The organism is Mesorhizobium sp. M0195 (genome assembly GCF_040322115.1).
Taxonomy (GTDB): domain Bacteria; phylum Pseudomonadota; class Alphaproteobacteria; order Rhizobiales; family Rhizobiaceae; genus Mesorhizobium.
Genome location: NZ_JAMYSV010000003.1, coordinates 123,143 through 139,473, shown reverse-complemented (window position 1 = coordinate 139,473; position 16,331 = coordinate 123,143). Strand labels below are relative to the sequence as shown.

The 16,331-nt window shown below is 64.1% G+C and carries 14 protein-coding genes; 7 read left to right on the top strand and 7 right to left on the bottom strand.

Annotated features, from left to right (window positions below; translation table 11 throughout):
* The first annotated feature begins 45 nt into the window (after positions 1-45).
* Positions 46-1,470 carry an MATE family efflux transporter gene (locus tag NKJ12_RS08905; RefSeq protein ID WP_352702541.1) on the top strand — a complete coding sequence of 475 codons (1,425 nt, stop codon included), beginning with the start codon at positions 46-48 and terminating at the stop codon, positions 1,468-1,470.
* A 3-nt stretch (positions 1,471-1,473) separates the two neighbouring features.
* Here the strand turns inward: NKJ12_RS08905 and NKJ12_RS08900 are convergent, their stop codons facing one another.
* Positions 1,474-2,550, bottom strand: a complete 1,077-nt coding sequence (locus NKJ12_RS08900) for a quinone-dependent dihydroorotate dehydrogenase (protein ID WP_352702269.1) — start codon at positions 2,548-2,550, stop codon at positions 1,474-1,476.
* Positions 2,547-2,897: a DUF952 domain-containing protein gene (locus NKJ12_RS08895; RefSeq protein ID WP_352702267.1), complete on the bottom strand. Its 351-nt coding sequence runs from the start codon at positions 2,895-2,897 to the stop codon at positions 2,547-2,549. The genes NKJ12_RS08900 and NKJ12_RS08895 overlap by 4 nt, the downstream gene beginning before the upstream one ends.
* A 126-nt stretch (positions 2,898-3,023) precedes the next feature.
* Here NKJ12_RS08895 and NKJ12_RS08890 point away from each other — a divergent pair, with 126 nt between their 5' ends.
* Both NKJ12_RS08890 and NKJ12_RS08885 read left to right on the top strand, forming a co-directional pair.
* Entirely contained in the window at positions 3,024-3,455 is a 432-nt protein-coding gene (locus NKJ12_RS08890; RefSeq protein ID WP_352702264.1) for a hypothetical protein, read from the top strand.
* A gap of 127 nt (positions 3,456-3,582) precedes the next feature.
* Positions 3,583-4,236 (top strand): response regulator, encoded by a 654-nt coding sequence (locus tag NKJ12_RS08885; RefSeq protein WP_254816346.1) that lies wholly within the window; start codon positions 3,583-3,585, stop codon positions 4,234-4,236.
* Positions 4,237-4,239: 3 nt separating this feature from the next.
* Here the strand turns inward: NKJ12_RS08885 and NKJ12_RS08880 are convergent, their stop codons facing one another.
* Positions 4,240-7,728, bottom strand: a complete 3,489-nt coding sequence (locus tag NKJ12_RS08880) for a PAS domain-containing hybrid sensor histidine kinase/response regulator (RefSeq protein ID WP_352702539.1) — start codon at positions 7,726-7,728, stop codon at positions 4,240-4,242.
* Positions 7,729-7,961: 233 nt separating this feature from the next.
* On the opposite strand from NKJ12_RS08880, the gene mscL reads away from it, so the two are divergent.
* A complete protein-coding gene (mscL, locus tag NKJ12_RS08875; protein WP_352506200.1) occupies positions 7,962-8,384 on the top strand; it encodes a large conductance mechanosensitive channel protein MscL in 423 nt (140 codons plus the stop codon).
* A gap of 112 nt (positions 8,385-8,496) precedes the next feature.
* Positions 8,497-9,663 carry a pyridoxal phosphate-dependent aminotransferase gene (locus NKJ12_RS08870; protein ID WP_352506201.1) on the top strand — a complete coding sequence of 389 codons (1,167 nt, stop codon included), beginning with the start codon at positions 8,497-8,499 and terminating at the stop codon, positions 9,661-9,663.
* 36 nt (positions 9,664-9,699) lie between these two features.
* Here NKJ12_RS08870 and hemA read toward each other — a convergent pair whose 3' ends face one another.
* Positions 9,700-10,977, bottom strand: a complete 1,278-nt coding sequence (hemA, locus tag NKJ12_RS08865) for a 5-aminolevulinate synthase (protein ID WP_352506202.1) — start codon at positions 10,975-10,977, stop codon at positions 9,700-9,702.
* A 265-nt stretch (positions 10,978-11,242) separates the two neighbouring features.
* On the opposite strand from hemA, the gene galE reads away from it, so the two are divergent.
* Positions 11,243-12,238: a UDP-glucose 4-epimerase GalE gene (gene galE / locus NKJ12_RS08860; RefSeq protein ID WP_352702262.1), complete on the top strand. Its 996-nt coding sequence runs from the start codon at positions 11,243-11,245 to the stop codon at positions 12,236-12,238.
* 43 nt (positions 12,239-12,281) lie between these two features.
* A complete protein-coding gene (locus NKJ12_RS08855) occupies positions 12,282-13,532 on the top strand; it encodes a D-amino acid dehydrogenase (RefSeq protein WP_352702260.1) in 1,251 nt (416 codons plus the stop codon).
* A 36-nt stretch (positions 13,533-13,568) separates the two neighbouring features.
* Here NKJ12_RS08855 and NKJ12_RS08850 read toward each other — a convergent pair whose 3' ends face one another.
* Genes NKJ12_RS08850 through NKJ12_RS08840 form a run of 3 tightly spaced genes read right to left on the bottom strand, consistent with a single transcriptional unit; the run spans position 13,569 to position 16,263 of the window.
* Positions 13,569-14,939: an FGGY-family carbohydrate kinase gene (locus NKJ12_RS08850; RefSeq protein WP_352686732.1), complete on the bottom strand. Its 1,371-nt coding sequence runs from the start codon at positions 14,937-14,939 to the stop codon at positions 13,569-13,571.
* Positions 14,936-15,253: an L-rhamnose mutarotase gene (gene rhaM / locus NKJ12_RS08845; protein ID WP_352702258.1), complete on the bottom strand. Its 318-nt coding sequence runs from the start codon at positions 15,251-15,253 to the stop codon at positions 14,936-14,938. Before rhaM ends, NKJ12_RS08850 begins: the two co-directional genes overlap by 4 nt.
* A complete protein-coding gene (locus NKJ12_RS08840; RefSeq protein WP_352702256.1) occupies positions 15,253-16,263 on the bottom strand; it encodes an ABC transporter permease in 1,011 nt (336 codons plus the stop codon). Before NKJ12_RS08840 ends, rhaM begins: the two co-directional genes overlap by 1 nt.
* Between the last annotated feature and the right edge of the window lie 68 nt (positions 16,264-16,331).

Below are 16,331 nucleotides of genomic sequence, written 5' to 3'. Positions count from 1 at the left end.
GGCCGGTGCGCCAGAGGCGGGTTTCGGTTGACCATGCCGGGATGGATGGTTGCGCGAGGTCCGCAAACTGGGGCACATCGGCTAGCCGATCAAGCCGCAACAGGAAGCGACACGCGTTTGGAGCAGGCTTTACCCACCGAAGCCCACGTCACCGAAGCCAGGGCTTTCGTCGTCACCAACCGTTCGGTGCTCGCCATCGCCGTGCCGATGACGCTTGCCTATCTGACGACGCCGTTGCTCGGAATTGTCGACACGGCGGTGGTCGGACAGTTCGGCGACGCCGCCCTTCTCGGCGGCCTGGCGGCCGGCGCCCTGATCTTCGACGTCGTTTTCACCACCTTCAACTTCCTGCGCTCCGGCACCACCGGCCTCGTCGCCCAGGCCTTCGGGCGCGGCGATGCACTGGAGGAGCAGGCGGTGTTCTGGCGCGCCGTGCTGATCGCGGTCGTCGCCGGCATCGTGTTTACCGCACTTGCGCCCCTGGTTTCGGCTGCCGGGCAATGGTTCATCGGCGCCGAGCCGCGCGTCGGCGCGGCGATGGACGTCTATATCCGCATCAGGATGCTCGCAGCACCGTTCTCGCTTATCAATTACGCCATCCTTGGTTATGTGCTGGGGCGCGGCGAGGGCGGGCTCGGGCTGATGCTGCAGCTGGTGCTGAACGGCATCAATATCGCGCTCTGCTTCCTGCTCGCCCTGGAGCTTGGCTGGGGCGTTGCCGGCGTCGCCTGGGCGACGCTCACCGGCGAGTTCGTCGCCATGCTGCTTGGTCTCGCCATCGTCGGCCGGCGCTTCTGGGCCGCACCCAGGCTGCCGCGCCATAGCGTCCTCGATTTGCCGGCATTCCTGCGCATGATGTCGCTCAATCGCGATATCATGATCCGCTCCTTCTCACTGCTCGCCGCCTTCGCGCTGTTCACGCGCCAAGGCGCGCAATTCGGCACGCTGACGCTGGCCGCCAACGCCGTGCTGATGAACCTCTTCCTGGTTGCCGGCTATTTCCTCGACGGTTTCGCCACCGCCGCCGAACAACTGGCCGGGCGCGCCATCGGCGCCCGTGCCGCCACGGCGTTTGACCAGGCGGTGCGGCTGACGCTGCTTTGGGGGCTCGGCCTGGCAGGCGTGGCGACGCTCGTGCTCCTGCTGGAAGGCACCGGTCTGGTCGCCCTGATCACGACCTCGACAGACGTCCGCGCCGTCGCCGACATCTACTTGCCATGGGCGGCATTCACCGCACTCAGCGGCGTGCTGGCTTTCGAGATGGACGGTGTTTTCATCGGCGCGACATGGTCGCGCGACATGCGCAACATGATGCTGGTGTCGTTCCTGGCTTTCAGCGCCGCGTTGCTGATCCTGGCGCCGGCGTTCGGCAATCACGGCCTGTGGGCGGCGCTGCACGTGTTCCTGCTGGTACGCGGCTTCAGCCTGCTCACTATATTGCGGCTGCGGGTGCGCACGGCCTTTAACTGATCGCTAAAGCGGTTTCGTCGCCCAGTGATCGAGGCGGCTGTCGCGAAGCTCGCGCAGCGACTTCAGCCCTTGACTGTCCATGAAACGGACCATGCCGGAAAGAATACGCCCCGGCAGCGCAGGCCCGGCATAGATCATGCCGGTATAGAGCTGGACGAGATCGGCGCCGGCACGGATCTTTTCCAGCGCCGTCTCGGCGGAATCGACGCCGCCGACGCCGATGATGGCGGGATCCGGGCCAAGTAGTTTTCGCATCCTTGCCAGCACGATGGTCGAGCGCTCGAACAAGGGTTTTCCCGAAAGCCCGCCAGTCTCGCCGGCAAGGCCGGCGCTGCGCAGGCCGGCTCGCGCGATCGTGGTGTTGGAGACGATGACGCCGTCCATTTGCTTGTCGGTGATCTCGGCGGCGATGTCCTCCAGTTCGGCCTCGACCAGGTCCGGCGCGATCTTGAGAAAGACGGGCGGCTTTGCCGGTGCCGCCGCAGGCGCGGCCATGACCCGCGACAGGAGTTCACCAAGCTGTTCGCGCGCCTGCATGTTGCGCAGGCCCGGCGTGTTTGGCGAGGAGATGTTGATCGTCAGATAGCCGGCGTATCGCGCAAACCTGATCACGCCGCGCTCATAGTCGCCGACGCGGTCGGCGCTGTCCTTGTTGGCGCCGATGTTGACGCCGACGACGCCGGCGCGGCCCTTGCGGGCAGCAAGACGCTTTTCCGCGGCGGCGTGGCCTTCATTGTTGAAGCCCAGCCGGTTGATCACTGCCCCGTCCGAAGGCAGCCGGAAGATGCGCGGCTTCGGATTGCCCGTCTGCGGCAGCGGCGTGATCGTGCCGACCTCGGCGAAGCCGAAGCCGAGGCCGAGCAGCGCGTCCGGCACTTCGGCATTCTTGTCGTAACCCGCGGCCATGCCGAGCGGGTTCGGAAAATCGAGCCCGCAGATGCGTGTCTTCAACCTGTCGTCTCGCAAAGGGCGCCCGGCGACCGGCAGGCCGCATCTCAGCGCGGCAATCGACAGCCCATGCGCGGTTTCCGGATCGAGCGTGAACAGCAGTTTTTGGCCGATCCGGTCGAACGCGCTCATTCGGCCTCCAGCGCCGGGAATTCATGCCGGCCGTGGGCGCCGAGCGGCAATGCCTGCACCGAAACGACCGCATCGAGGCTGAGCGCGTCGTAAAGATGCGGGAACAAGGCGCCGCCGCGCGAGACTTCATATTTCAGCGCATCGCCAAGGTGCGCGCTGTCGACGGCGACCAGCAGCAACCCGCCCTGGCCGGCGAAATGTTTGGCCGCCGTTTCCCGAACCTGCCCGGCGGTGGAAAAATGGATGAAACCGTCGGCGACGTCGATCGGCGCGCCGGTGAAGCGGCCTTCCCTTTCGGCCTCGCGCCAAAGCGCCTCGGGAACTATCTTGTAGATGATCTCGGACATGGTTGCGCTATAGTCCGAACCGACCACGCGGGGAAGGGCAGGCCCGTGTTCTTCCCCATTTCAGGTTCGTCCCCATTTCAGGCGCAAACTGTGATAGATTGCGCTGACTGGCTCATGGAGGAAAACATGCGTCTGAAACACGTTTTGATCCCCGCAGCACTGGTCTCGCTTACAGCGGCGTCGGCCTTTTCCGAGGAAGCCGATCGCTACCGGTTGGAAAAATCGGCCAATGGCTATGTCCGCATGGATACGCAAACCGGCGCCATGTCGCTCTGCGAGGAGCGCTCCGGTCAGCTTGTCTGCCAGACGGCGGCCGACGAACGTGCAGCCTTCCAGGATGAGGTCGACCGGCTGCAAAATTCGGTGAAGGCGCTCGACGAACGCGTCGCCAAGCTCGAAAATTCGCTTGCCGCACGTCTCGAATCGACTTTGCCCAGCGAGGAGGATTTCAACAAGACGATGGGCTACATGGAGCGCTTCCTGCGTAGCTTTATGGACATCGTCAAGGACATGGACAAGGACGAAGACGGCGCCAAGCCCAATTCGCAAAAGACCTAGGCAATTCGCAACAAGACCTGGGGCGGGAATAGCAAGCCGGCCACGCCGAACAGCAGGCATGGCGTTATGATCGTTCAGATCCTGCAAGGCGGAAAATCGCCAACGGGATTCGGGGAGGGAATCACCGTTGGGCTACACATTCGTCATTGCCGACGATCATCCGCTTTTTCGCGGTGCATTGAGGGAGGCACTCGCGGGCATCGGAGACGTTGCCGCCATTCACGAGGCCGGCGATTTCGAAAGCGCCAAGGCGCTGGTCCTGGCCAATGAGGATGTCGATCTGGTGCTGCTCGATCTCTCGATGCCGGGGGCAAGCGGTCTTTCCGGCCTGATTTCGTTGCGCGGCATCCATCCGGCGGTGCCAATGATGGTCGTCTCGGCGCATGACGATCCGGTGACGATCCGGCGCGCGCTTGATCTCGGCGCCTCCGGCTTCATCTCCAAATCGGCCAGCATGGAGGAGATCCGCAATGCGGTGCAGTCGGTGCTCGCAGGTGATATCGCGGCACCCGCCGGGGTCGATCTGGGCGTCGAGCGCGATCCCGAGATTTCCGACCTGATCAAGCGGCTGCAGGCGCTGACCCCACAGCAGACGCGCGTGCTCGGCATGCTGGCTGAGGGACTGCTCAACAAGCAGATCGCCTATGAGCTCGGGGTCTCCGAAGCGACGATCAAAGCGCATGTCTCGGCTATCCTGCAGAAGCTCGGCGTCGACAGCCGCACCCAAGCGGTCATCCTTTTGTCCAAAATCGGCAGCGACCCGCTGCAGACGGCCGGCTGACTCCTATTCGGCCGCCGGCGCCAGCGGCCTGACCCTGGCCATCATCGAGCGCAGCATCGCCGGTTTCAGCGGTTTGCTGATCACCGGCACGTCGAGCCTGCCAGCAGCGGCGCGAACCTCGCTGGAGCGGTCGGCGGTGACCAGCACGGCCGGCAGGTCCTCGCCATGGATCGCACGCAGCTGGGCGATCAATTCGAGGCCGGTCCTGTTGTCGAGATGATAGTCGGCAAGCACGATGTCCGGCCGATGCATGCCGGACCTGTCGAGCTCCTCCGCGCCGGAAAGCGTGTCGACGCTGCAGCCCCAGCCCTCGAGCAGGAGCCGCATGCCGTCGAGGATGCGGCCGTCATTGTCGATGCAGAGCACATTGAGCCCGGCAAGCGAGGCCGCGGCACGGGCAGGCGGCTTCGCCTCCGCCTCGCGTCGCGGCGCCTGCACGGCCGCCACAGGCAGCAGCACGGAAAAGCGTGTGCCCTTGCCGGGGTTGGAAAAGATCCGGACTTCGAGGCGCAGGACGCGGGCGATGCGGTCGACAATGGAGAGCCCAAGGCCAAGGCCTTCCGCCTCGCGTGCGCCTTCGTCCAGCCGGGTGAATTCGCGAAACACGGTGTTCAGCTTGTCGCCGGCAATGCCGATGCCGGTGTCGATCACCTGGATCTCGGCCAGTTCGCCGCGCCGCCGCACGCCGACCAGGATACGGCCACGGCGCGTATACTTGATGGCGTTGGAGACCAGGTTCTGGATCAGGCGGCGCAGCAGATTGCGGTCCGTCATCACGCTGAGCGACGACGGCATGATCGAGAGCTCGAGCTTCTTTTCGGCGGCAAGCGGCCGGAAGTCGTTGCCGATCTGGCGCAGCAGCCCGTCGAGGCCGAAGGTCGTATCGTCCGGCTTCATCGCGCCGGCATCGAGGCGCGAAATGTCGAGCACCGCGCCGAGGATGGTCTCGACCGATTCCAGCGACGATTCGATGTTCATCGCCGCCTTGCCGGCGGGCCCCTTGCCGGTCTTCTCGATCAGCGACGAGCAATAGAGGCGGGCGGCGTTCAGCGGCTGCAAGATGTCATGGCCGGCGGCAGCGAGGAAGCGGGTCTTGCCGAGATTGGCCTCCTCGGCCAGCATCTGCGCCTGCGCCAGCTCCTCGTTGACGCGGGTGAGCTCGGCGGTGCGGCTCTTCACCCGCTGTTCCAGGGATTCGTTGGCGCGCTTGAGCGCCAGATCCTGCTCGACGCGTCCGGAAATGTCAGCGTAGGTGGCGACGATGCCGCCGTCCGGCATCGGGTTGGAGCGCAATTCGAGAATGCGCCCGCTGGTCTTCAGCTCCATCTGCCAGGGGCTGACGAAGCTGGTCAGGCGGTTCAGCATGGTAACGCGTTGATCTGCCGGTATATCGCCGCGCTCGGCAAGGTGGCGCAGGATACGATCGAGTGAGACGCCGACCTGGCCCATCTCGTCGGGCAGGTCGAACAGCGCCCGGTACTGGCGGTTCCAGCAGATCAACCGAAAATCCCGGTCGAAGACAGTGATGCCCTGTTCCATCTGGTCGAGCGCGATCTGCAGCAGGTCCCGATTGTGCTGCAGCGCCTCTGTGGCGTCGTCGAGCAGGCGGAAGGCGTCCTTGGATTCGCGGTCGTTGCGGCGCAGCAGCAACGACAGGATCAGCCGCGCCGAGGACGAGCCGACGGCGCTGGCCAGAAGCTGCTCGGAGAAACGGATGACATCCATGCTGGCCTGCTCGTTGCCGTGCAGTGAAGTGCCGCTGCTCTTTTCGAATGACTGGAATGACCGCTCGGTGCGTTCGACACCGAGATAGCGCGCGATCGTGTCCTTGAGGTCGTTGACGGTGATGGTGGTGCGGAAGCGGCGCAGGCTCGGCAGCGGCCCCGCCTCGCGCGGCACGAAGATCGACGCCTGGATGCGCTCCAGCGGCACCGACGCCCGCGACAGCGAGCCGAACACAAAAAACAGCGTGTTGATCGACAGGCTCCACAGCACGCCATGGTTCAGCGGCTCGGCGACGGTGCCGAAAAGAGCTTGCGGCCGCAACGCATCTAAGCCGAACAGGCCGTGGACGAGGATGCCGGTATCGGGCGCGACGAGCGAGGGAAGCAGCAGCGTGTAGCTCCAGACGACGATGCCGGCGACCATGCCGAGTGCGGCACCCCGGCCGTTGGCGCCGCGCCAGACCAGGCCGCCGATCATTGCCGGCGCGAACTGCGCGATCGCGGCGAACGACATCAGGCCGATCGAGGACAGACGCGCGTTGTTGGTGCTCTCGCGGTAGTAGAGGAAGGCGATAAACAGCATGATGAAGATCGCCGCCCGCCGCACATTCAAGATGAGCGTCGACCAGTCCTCGTTCTCGGAGGTCGTGGTCCGCAGCAATCGCCTCACGAACAGAGGAATGACCAGATCGTTGGAGATCATGATCGACAGCGCGACGCTCTCGACGATCACCATTGCGGTCGCCGCCGACAGGCCGCCGATGAAGGCGGCCATGGCCAGCACGTCGTGGCCGCTGAACAGCGGCAGTGACAGCACATAGAGGTCGCTGCTGGTTCTCGTGCCGACCAGTTCCAGGCCGGCTAGCGCGATCGGCAGCACGAACAGGTTGATCGCCACCAGATAGAGCGGAAACACCCATGTCGCGGTGCGCAGCTCGGCCTCGCTGCGGTTTTCGACGATGGTGACGTAGAACTGGCGCGGCAACATGAGGATGGCAAAGCCGCTCAGGCATGTCAGCACCAGCCAGGTAGCGAGGGAGGTGTTGTAGCCCATCGCCTGGCGCACCTGCGTGTTTTCGGCGAGCCGGTCGAACATGTCGCCCGGCCCGCCGAAGATCAAGAACGTGACCATCAGGCCGATCGCCAGGAAGGCGGCGAGCTTGACCACCGTTTCGACTGCCACAGCCAGCACCAGCCCGTCCTGGTGTTCGGTGGCGTCGGCATGGCGCGTGCCGAACAGCACCGCGAACAGCGCCAGCAGCATGGCCACGACCAGTGAGATGTCGCTGACGAACGGATCGAAGGAGGGCGGCGCGCCGGTATAGTATTCGACCATCAGGCTGACCGAGCCGGAGATTGCCTTCAATTGCAGCGCCATATAGGGCACCGCCCCGATGGTCGCGATCAGTGTGGCGATCGCCGCGACAGCAAAACTCTTGCCGTAGCGGGCGCCGAGAAAGTCGGCGATCGAGGTGATCTTCTCGGTCTTGGCCAGCCTGATGATGCGCTGGAGCAGCGGAAAGCCGAACACAAACACCAGCACCGGTCCGATATAGATGCCGAGGAACTCGAGGCCGCGCTCGGAGGACAGCCCGACCGAGCCGAAGAAGGTCCAGGAGGTGCAGTAGATGGCAAGGCTGAGCGCATAGATGAAGGGCCGGGCGCGGCCGGGGCCGGATGAAGTCGAGCGCCGGTCGCCCAGGCTGGCGATGGCAAACAGCAACGTCACATAGGCAATCGCGATGATGACGATGAACCAGCCCTGCACGCCTCGAACTTCCTCCCTGCGCCGGCTTTTCATCCGGCCTTGCTGACGCAATCACAGCTTGGCGATCGAGTCCATCGCGGCTTTCGGCGTATTATAGCGGCTGCGTCAGGCAATCGTGACCGGCTGAAACCAGCTTTTGCTCCTGTTGCAACCGCAGGTTTTTGCTATTCTGCTGGCCGGTCAATGCCGAGGAGCGGACGGCAGAACGGCCGGTCAGGACAAGGAGGAGTCGAATGCTGAAAGAGTTTCAGGAATTCATTTCCAGGGGCAATGTGATGGACCTGGCCGTCGCCGTCATCATTGGCGCTGCCTTCGGCAAGATCGTCACCTCGCTGGTCGACGACATCATCATGCCTATTGTTGGCGCGATCTTCGGAGGACTGGACTTCAACAACTACTTCATACCCCTGTCTTCCGCGGTGAATGCAACCTCACTGGCCGATGCGAAGAAACAGGGCGCTGTCTTCGCCTATGGCAGCTTCATCACCGTGGCGCTGAACTTCCTTATCCTCGCTTTCATCATCTTCCTGATGATCAAAGCGGTGAACAATCTGCGCCAGCGGCTGGAGCGCGAAAAACCGGCTGCCCCGGCCGCTCCGCCGCCAGCCGACGTCGCGCTGCTCACCGAAATTCGCGATCTCCTCGCCAGAAAATAGCACTTGCGAGAACCTCTCTGGACCAAAACCCTGGTCGCTTGCGGCCGGGGTTTTCTGTTTTCGCCCGCCCTGAAACACGCTAGCAGTCGAGCAAACGAAAACGGACCTATCCATGACCTTGATCGATACCTTGCGCGCCGAGGCTCGGGCGGCGCCTGAAAGCGGCATTGTCGCCGTCATGAACCGTGGCCGCGGCCGCGACGGCATGATCCCGCTCTGGGCCGGCGAGGGTGACCTGCCGACGCCCGCCTTCATCACCGATGCCGCCGCCAAGGCACTCGCCGGCGGCGAAACCTTCTATACCTGGCAGAGAGGCATTCCCGAACTCAGGCAGGCGCTCGCCCGCTACTACACCAGGCATTTCGGCAAGACTTTCGCCAACGAAGAATTCATCGTCACCGGCTCCGGCATGCATGCCATCCAGCTGGCCATCGACGCGGTGGCCGGCAAGGGCGACGAACTCGTCTACCTGTCGCCGGCATGGCCGAACTTCGCCGCCGCCGCCGGGGTAGCCGGCGCCGTGCCAGTCGCGGTGACGCTCGATCAGTCGGGCAATGGCTGGTCCTGCGATGTCGACAAGATCGCAGCGGCGATCACGCCACGGACCAAGGCGCTGTTCGTCAACACGCCGTCCAACCCGACCGGCTGGACTGCCGACAAGGAAACGTTGCAGGCGATCCTCGATCTTGCCCGCCAAAGGGGTCTGTGGATTATCGCCGACGAGATCTACTCGCTGTTTCATTACGGCCACGGCCGCGCGCCGTCGTTCATCGACATCATGGCCGATGAGGACCGCATTCTGTTCGTCAATTCTTTTTCCAAGAACTGGGCGATGACCGGCTGGCGCATCGGCTGGATCAAGATCCATCCCACCTTGCAGCAGGTGTTCGAAAACCTGGTCCAGTATTCGACTTCCGGCGTTGCCCAGTTCATGCAGCGCGGGGCCGTCGTTGCGCTGGATGAGGGCGATGCCTTCATCGTCGAGCAGGTGGAGCGGGCGAGGGCGGCGCGCGACCTGGTCTGCGGTATTCTTGCCGAAACCGGCCGGGCGCGCTTCACCGTGCCGCAGGGCGCATTCTATCTGTTCTTCGCGGTCGACGGCGTCACCGATTCCCGCGCCGCCGCCTTCGACATGGTCGACCGCGCCAATGTCGGCCTGGCCCCCGGCACCGCCTTCGGCCCCGGCGGCGAAGCCTTCCTCAGGCTGTGCTTCCACCGCCGCCTCGACCAGCTCGAAGAAGCCGCGCACCGGCTGGCGAAATGGATGACGAGTGTGTGAGCTGCCTCAAAGCCTGAGTAGAGTTTCAAACGGGCTTCACCCGCCCGACTTCGGCACCAGCAACGGAATGACGCGGTCGCTCTTGGCTACTGAAGGCCGGCCGGCCGAACCGTAGGGAATCCCCAACGCGTCCCATGTCTCGACCAGCGCGTCCTGCAGGGAGGCAATCAGCGCGTCCGAATGGAACGGTGTAGGCGTGATGCGCAGCCGCTCGGTGCCGCGCGGCACTGTCGGGTAGTTGATCGGCTGGATATAGATGCCGTGCACACCGAGCAGGCGGTCGCTGGCCATCTTGCAGAGCTCGGGATCGCCGACCAGAAGCGGCACGATGTGGGTAGGCGATTCCATCACCGGCAGGCCGGCTGCGGCCAGCACTTGCTTGGTCCGTGTCGCCTGACGCAGCTGTGCGTCGCGCTCGGCCTGCGAACGCTTGAGATGGCGGATCGAGGTGGTTGCCGCTGCAGCGATCGCTGGCGGCAACGCCGTGGTGAAGATGAAGCCCGGCGCATAGGAGCGCACCGCGTCGATCACCGCAGTGTTGCCGGCGATGTAGCCGCCAAGCGTGCCGAACGCCTTGGCCAGCGTGCCCTCGATGATGTCGATGCGGTCGGCCAGCCCTTCGCGCTCGGTGATGCCGCCGCCGCGCGGCCCGTACATGCCGACGGCGTGGACCTCGTCGATGTAGGTCATGGCGTTGTAACGCTCGGCGAGTTCGACGATCTGCTTGATCGGCGCGATGTCGCCGTCCATCGAATAGACGCTCTCGAAGACGATCAGCTTGGCGCGCTCGCGGCCGGCCGTCTGCAGCAGGGTTTCGAGATGTGCCACGTCATTATGGCGGAAGATCTTCTTCTCGGCGCCCGAGCGCCGCACGCCCTCGATCATCGAAGCGTGGTTGAGTTCGTCCGAGATGATCAAGCAATTGGGAAGCAGCTTTGCAATGGTCGAGATCGACGCCTCGTTTGAAACGAAGCCGGAGGTGAAAACCAGTGCCGCTTCCTTGTCGTGCAGGTCGGCAAGCTCCAGTTCGAGCTCGACCAGCGGGTTGCTGGTGCCGGAGATGTTGCGGGTGCCGCCGGCGCCCGACCCCATCTTGCCTGCCGCCTTCTGGAACGCGGCAATGACGTCGGGATGCTGGCCCATGCCGAGATAATCGTTGGAGCACCAGACGGTGATTTCCTCGGCGCGGCCATTGGCGCGCCAGATGGCGCGCGGGAATTTCCCGACGATACGCTCAAGGTCGGCGAAGACGCGGTAGCGACGCTCTGCATGGAGCTGGTCGATCGCTTCCTCGAAAAACCGCTGGTAGTTCATGTCGCCTTCCCAATTTTGCGCGCGATCATAGTCATTGGCCCATTCATCGTCCACTTGGCCTTTTTGGTCAAAATGCCACGCCCCGAGCCTGTTCCTAACGACCACGGAACGTGGCCTATTCCCTTGATGTGGATCAATCTTGTTTCAGGACAATGCCACGCGCCGATGAGACCGGTTACCGCAGGTTCTAATGGCTCGGCGGCAGGTTTTCCAGTAAGGCGACGATTGAGACAGTTCCGACAAATCATGAATAGCGAGGATGCGGATGACGGTTTTGGTGACAGGCGGGGCCGGCTATATCGGTAGCCATATGGTCTGGGAATTGCTGGACACGGGTGACAGCGTCGTCGTCCTCGACCGGCTTTCCACCGGCTTTGAATGGGCAGTGGCTCCGGAAGCAAAGCTCGTTGTCGGCGATGTCGCCGACAGGGAACTGGTTGCCTCGATCATCCGCGACAATAAGGTCGACGCGATCATCCATTTCGCCGGCTCGATCGTGGTCCCCGAATCGGTCGCCGACCCGCTTGCCTATTACGAGAACAACACCTGCAAGACGCGCACCTTGATCGAGACCGCGGTGCGCGAAGGCGTGCCCAATTTCATCTTTTCCTCGACCGCCGCCGTCTATGGCGGCGCCGGCCTGGAACCGGTACGCGAGGATGCCCGGCTTGCGCCGGAATCGCCCTATGGCCTGTCCAAGCTGATGAGCGAATGGATGCTGCGCGATGCGGCGATTGCCCACGGGTTGCGCTATACGGCGCTGCGCTATTTCAACGTCGCCGGCGCCGATCCGAAGGGCCGCACCGGCCAGTCGACGCCCGGTGCCACGCATCTGATCAAGGTCGCCTGCGAGACGGCGCTCGGCAAGCGCTCCTTCATGCAGGTGTTCGGCAGCGACTATCCGACGCCGGACGGCACCTGCATGCGCGACTATATCCACGTCAGCGACCTGGCGGCGGCGCATCGGCTGGCGCTTCAGCGGCTGCGTGCCGGCGGATCGAGCCTGGTCGCCAATTGCGGCTACAGCCATGGCTATTCGGTGCTCGAGGTCATCGACAGCGTCCGCCGCGTCTTCGGCCATGATTTCGACGTACGGATGGGCGATCGCCGCGCCGGCGACGCCGCCGCGGTCGTCGCCAATTCGGAGCTGGCGCGCGGTGAGCTCGGCTGGACCCCGCAGCGCGACAACCTCGACCAGATCGTTGCCGATGCGCTTGCCTGGGAGCGCATCCTGACCAGCAAGAATTCGGCTCTGGGGTGAAGCGGGCTCTCCGCAAAGGTTGGTTCGGCGCGCTGGGGGCGGAATGAAAATCCTGGTACTTGGGGCCGGCGTCGTCGGTACGGCGGCGGCCTATTATCTGGCCAGCGACGGCCATGAGGTGACGGTGATCGAGCGCCATCCGGCGGCAGCACGCGGCACCAGCCGGTCGAATGCCGGCCTGGTGTCGCCCGGAGACGCCATCGCCTGGGCCTCGCCAGCCGCGCTGAAGACGTTCCTGCGCGGCCTCTACAACCACGATCTCGGCATCAAGGTGCGGCTGCGCTTCGATCCGTATTTTTTCGCCTGGAGCCTGCGCTTCCTGCGCCAGTGCACGCATAAGCGCATGCGCGCCAACACCGATGTCAAGCTGCGTCTGGCGCTTTATTCGCGCGACTGCATCAACGCCGTCTGCGCCGAGACCGGCATCCGCTATGACGAGCGCAAGAAGGGCATTCTGTATTTCTTCCGCTCGCAGCAGAGCTTTGATACCGGCACCGACAATTACCGCTATCTCGGCGAACACGGCCTGCCGATCGAGATCGTCGGCCGCGACCGGCTGGTCGAGCTCGAGCCCGGCCTTGCCGCCGCCAAGGACAAGATAGCCGGCGGCGTCTATTCGCCGATGGACCAGACCGGCGACTCCAGCCAATTCACGCAGCGCCTCGCTGCCTATGCCGCCGAAAAACTCGGCGTCCAGTTCCTCTACGGCACGACGGTCGAAGGCCTCGACATCGACGGCGGCCGCGTGCTCGCGGTGATGACCTCGGCCGGCCCGGTGGCCGGCGATGCGGTGGTCATCTCGATGGGGCCGGAGAGCGGTCTGCTCGGCCGCCGCTACGGCATCGATCTGCCCGTCTATCCGGTGAAGGGCTATACCGTGACTGTTCCGCTGGAAGATGAAAGCAAGGGGCCGATCATGGGCGGCGCCGACGAGGACCGGCTAATCGGCTATTCCAGGCTGGGAAACCGGCTGCGGATGTCCTCGACGGCGGAGTTCACCGGTTTCGACCGCACGTTCAAGCCACGCGATTTCAACTCGATCCTGAACACCGGCAAAGACCTGTTCCCCGGGGCTTTCGACGAGAGCAAGGCCGAGCTCTGGGCTGGACTTCGCCCGATGATGCCGAACTCCGTGCCGGTCATCGGCCGGGCGCGGTACGACAATCTCTACCTCGACACCGGCCACGGCCATCTCGGCTGGACCATGGCCTGCGGTTCGGGAAAGTTCCTCGCCGACCTCGTTGCCGGCCGCAAGCCGGAGATCGATCCACAAGGATTGCTCTACGTGGGCTAGGCATCTCCGAACATCAGGACGCCATGAGCTCGGCGGTCAGGCTCGTTCGTCGAACGCCGAACGCCAGGAGCGCACGTAACTTGTCCAGACCGGATCGGCCGAGGGTTCGGTCCTTTCGCCTCTGCCTTGCGGTGTCCCCCGGTCCGACGCCAGCAGCGCGGCGCCGATGCTGGTGCCTGTCGCAGCCTCGGAGGCAATGGCGGCGCGCGCAGTCGCCGCAGCCAGCATGCGGGTGAACAGCCGGTTGCGGGCGAAGGGTCCTTCGACTACGGTGGGACCGTCCGCGCCGATCAGATCGAGGCAGGTCGCGGTCATCAGCGCCAGGTAGAACGAGATGGCGACAAAGCGCTGGCCGGCGCTCATACCGTCCGCGTTAAACCATGATGCGGTACGATGCGGAAACGGCCCCGAACCTTGTTGCGTGGAAGGCAATAGGGACGTCTTGCGCGCCAGCACGGTAGCAACATCGTCTTCCGTCCAGTTCTCCGATTGGCCCTCGGTCAGCACGGAAAACTCGCGGCCGCCCATGAAGCGCGCCGACGGCACGGGATCGCCGAGTGCGTTGACATTGACCAGCGTGTCGCGTGCCGGATCGAGCGTGACCTTGCTGCCGCCGACCGCCATCGACACCACCCAGGTGCCGGTCGAGACGACGGAGAAAGGCGGCTTGCTGGATAGGAGATGCGGCAGCAGCGAGGCGTTGGAATCGTGCAGGCCGCAAAACACCGGCGTTTGCGGGTCGAGGCCGGTTTGCCGCGCCAGAGCGGGCAGGATCGGGCCCAGGCGGTCCTTGGCCTGCCGCACCGGCGCCATTAGCCGTCGCCATTGCAGCCGGTCGACCAGCGAGGAAAAATCCGCTTTCCACGGGTTCCATAGATCAGTGTGGCAGCCGAGCGACGTCACTTCGCTGGCGGCGACGCCGGTCAGGCGCAAGGCCCAGTATTGCGGGTACATCAGCATCGCGGCGGTTTTGGCGAAATCCGCCGGAAAGCGCTTCTGCTGCCAAAACAGCTGCGCACCGAGATTGAGGCCGGCCGGCAGGCGCGGCGTGCCGGTCTCGGAGAACGCGGGACGGATCGTGTCATAGTCCCTGGCAAGGGCATCCGGCCCGTCGAATTCGTAGTCGAGCACCGGCAGCGCCAGTTCGCCTGATGCGTCGACCAGCACGCCCGTTGCGCCATGGGTGGTGATCGATATCGCATCGATGCGCTGCTCGCGATCGATCTCGGCCAGGCTGCCGAGGATAAACGCCCATAACCGCTCGACGTCATGGTGGGGGTACTGGCCTTGCCGAACCGGCTCGTTCGCCACCGTGCGCAGGGCCACTTCGCTCGATGTGGCGAGATCGACCAGCGCCACCTTGGCGTTGGTCTTGCCGATATCGATGACGGCGACGTTGCTGGTCATTCCATATGGAACATTGTTTCCAGCGGCACCGCCACCGGCTCGTTGTTCGGCCTGGTCTCCATGATGTCCGCCATCTCGGCCCACCAACGCTGCATCACCGGATGCTTCGGCAATTCGTCCATCCCGTGGTCATCGCGTCGCCACAGCACGCCGAACAGGGTGTTGGTCTCCTCGTCGAGATGGATCGAATAATCGGAGATACCGGCCTGTTTCAGCAACGCTACGAGTGACGGCCAGATGTCGTCGTGGCGCCTCTTGTATTCGGCCTTCATGCCCGGATTGAGCTTCATCTTGAACGCATATTTTTCGGGCATCAGGCAAAGCGCTCCCGCCGTACGCGCCGCCACAGGATCGGCAGTGCGATGACGATGATCAGCAGCAGGCCGATGAAGATCGACATGACGATCCCCGGCACGTTGAGCAGGCCGAGGCCGAAGGTCACCAGTCCCATGATGAACGCCGCCAGCACCACACCCAGAATGCTGCCGGCGCCGCCTAGGATGCTGACGCCGCCGAGCACCACCATGGTGATGACTTCCAGCTCGTAGCCCTGCGCGATGGACGGCCGGGTCGAGCCGAGCCGCGATGTGATCAGCACCGAGGCGATGCCCGCCATCAGGCCGGTCAGGCAAAACAGGATGAATTTGATGCGGCCGACACGGACGCCGGAAAACTGCGCCGCGACCGGGTTGTTGCCGATGGCAAAGACCCGGCGGCCGAAGCTCGTGCGGTGCAGAAGGAACCAGTAGACGACTGCCGCGATCAGGAAAAGCGTCAGTTCGAACGACACCACCCACCAGACATAGCCCTGGCCGAAGAAGGCGAAGTTCGCGGGATAGCCCTTGTAGGCCTGGTCGCCCAGGATGATGAAGGCAATGCCGCGAAACAGGCTCATCGTGCCGATGGTGACGACGATCGACGGCAAGCCGAGCCTGGTGACGAGCACGCCGTTGAAGGCGCCGCAGCCGAGCCCGACGACGAGGCCGATTGCCACCAGCGCCGGAGTGCCGGCGCCGGCCTGCACTGCCATGCCCATCATCGTTGACGCCAGCGCAATGATGGCGGCGACCGACAGGTCGATTTCGCCGGAGATGATCAGCAGCGCCATGGCCAGCGCGATCAGCGCCTTTTCCGTGAAGTTGAAGGTCAGGTCCGAGAGCGACCAAGCGTCGAGGAAATAGGGCGAGGCAAAACTGTTGACGGCAAAGATGGCGACCGCCACCGCGACGAGCAGCGCCTCCCAGGAGAAGACCGCCGCGGTGAAAGGGTTGTCGAGCCGATCCGGAATGTGGCGTGCGGCAGGGGCGTTGGCGATATCGGTCATGTGACAACACCATCCGAAACTTGGCGCTGCCCCTTGTATCTGCACGGGGAGAGGGCAAGGGTGAGGGG

Excerpts from the sequence above, each read along its gene's own strand:
- NKJ12_RS08905 (WP_352702541.1), top strand. The coding sequence starts at position 46 with ATGGTTGCGCGAGGTCCGCAAACTGGGGCACATCGGCTAGCCGATCAA.
- NKJ12_RS08900 (WP_352702269.1), bottom strand. The coding sequence starts at position 2,550 with ATGAGCGCGTTCGACCGGATCGGCCAAAAACTGCTGTTCACGCTCGAT.
- NKJ12_RS08895 (WP_352702267.1), bottom strand. The coding sequence starts at position 2,897 with ATGTCCGAGATCATCTACAAGATAGTTCCCGAGGCGCTTTGGCGCGAG.
- NKJ12_RS08890 (WP_352702264.1), top strand. The coding sequence starts at position 3,024 with ATGCGTCTGAAACACGTTTTGATCCCCGCAGCACTGGTCTCGCTTACA.
- mscL (WP_352506200.1), top strand. The coding sequence starts at position 7,962 with ATGCTGAAAGAGTTTCAGGAATTCATTTCCAGGGGCAATGTGATGGAC.
- NKJ12_RS08870 (WP_352506201.1), top strand. The coding sequence starts at position 8,497 with ATGACCTTGATCGATACCTTGCGCGCCGAGGCTCGGGCGGCGCCTGAA.
- hemA (WP_352506202.1), bottom strand. The coding sequence starts at position 10,977 with ATGAACTACCAGCGGTTTTTCGAGGAAGCGATCGACCAGCTCCATGCA.
- galE (WP_352702262.1), top strand. The coding sequence starts at position 11,243 with ATGACGGTTTTGGTGACAGGCGGGGCCGGCTATATCGGTAGCCATATG.
- NKJ12_RS08855 (WP_352702260.1), top strand. The coding sequence starts at position 12,282 with ATGAAAATCCTGGTACTTGGGGCCGGCGTCGTCGGTACGGCGGCGGCC.
- NKJ12_RS08850 (WP_352686732.1), bottom strand. The coding sequence starts at position 14,939 with ATGACCAGCAACGTCGCCGTCATCGATATCGGCAAGACCAACGCCAAG.
- rhaM (WP_352702258.1), bottom strand. The coding sequence starts at position 15,253 with ATGCCCGAAAAATATGCGTTCAAGATGAAGCTCAATCCGGGCATGAAG.
- NKJ12_RS08840 (WP_352702256.1), bottom strand. The coding sequence starts at position 16,263 with ATGACCGATATCGCCAACGCCCCTGCCGCACGCCACATTCCGGATCGG.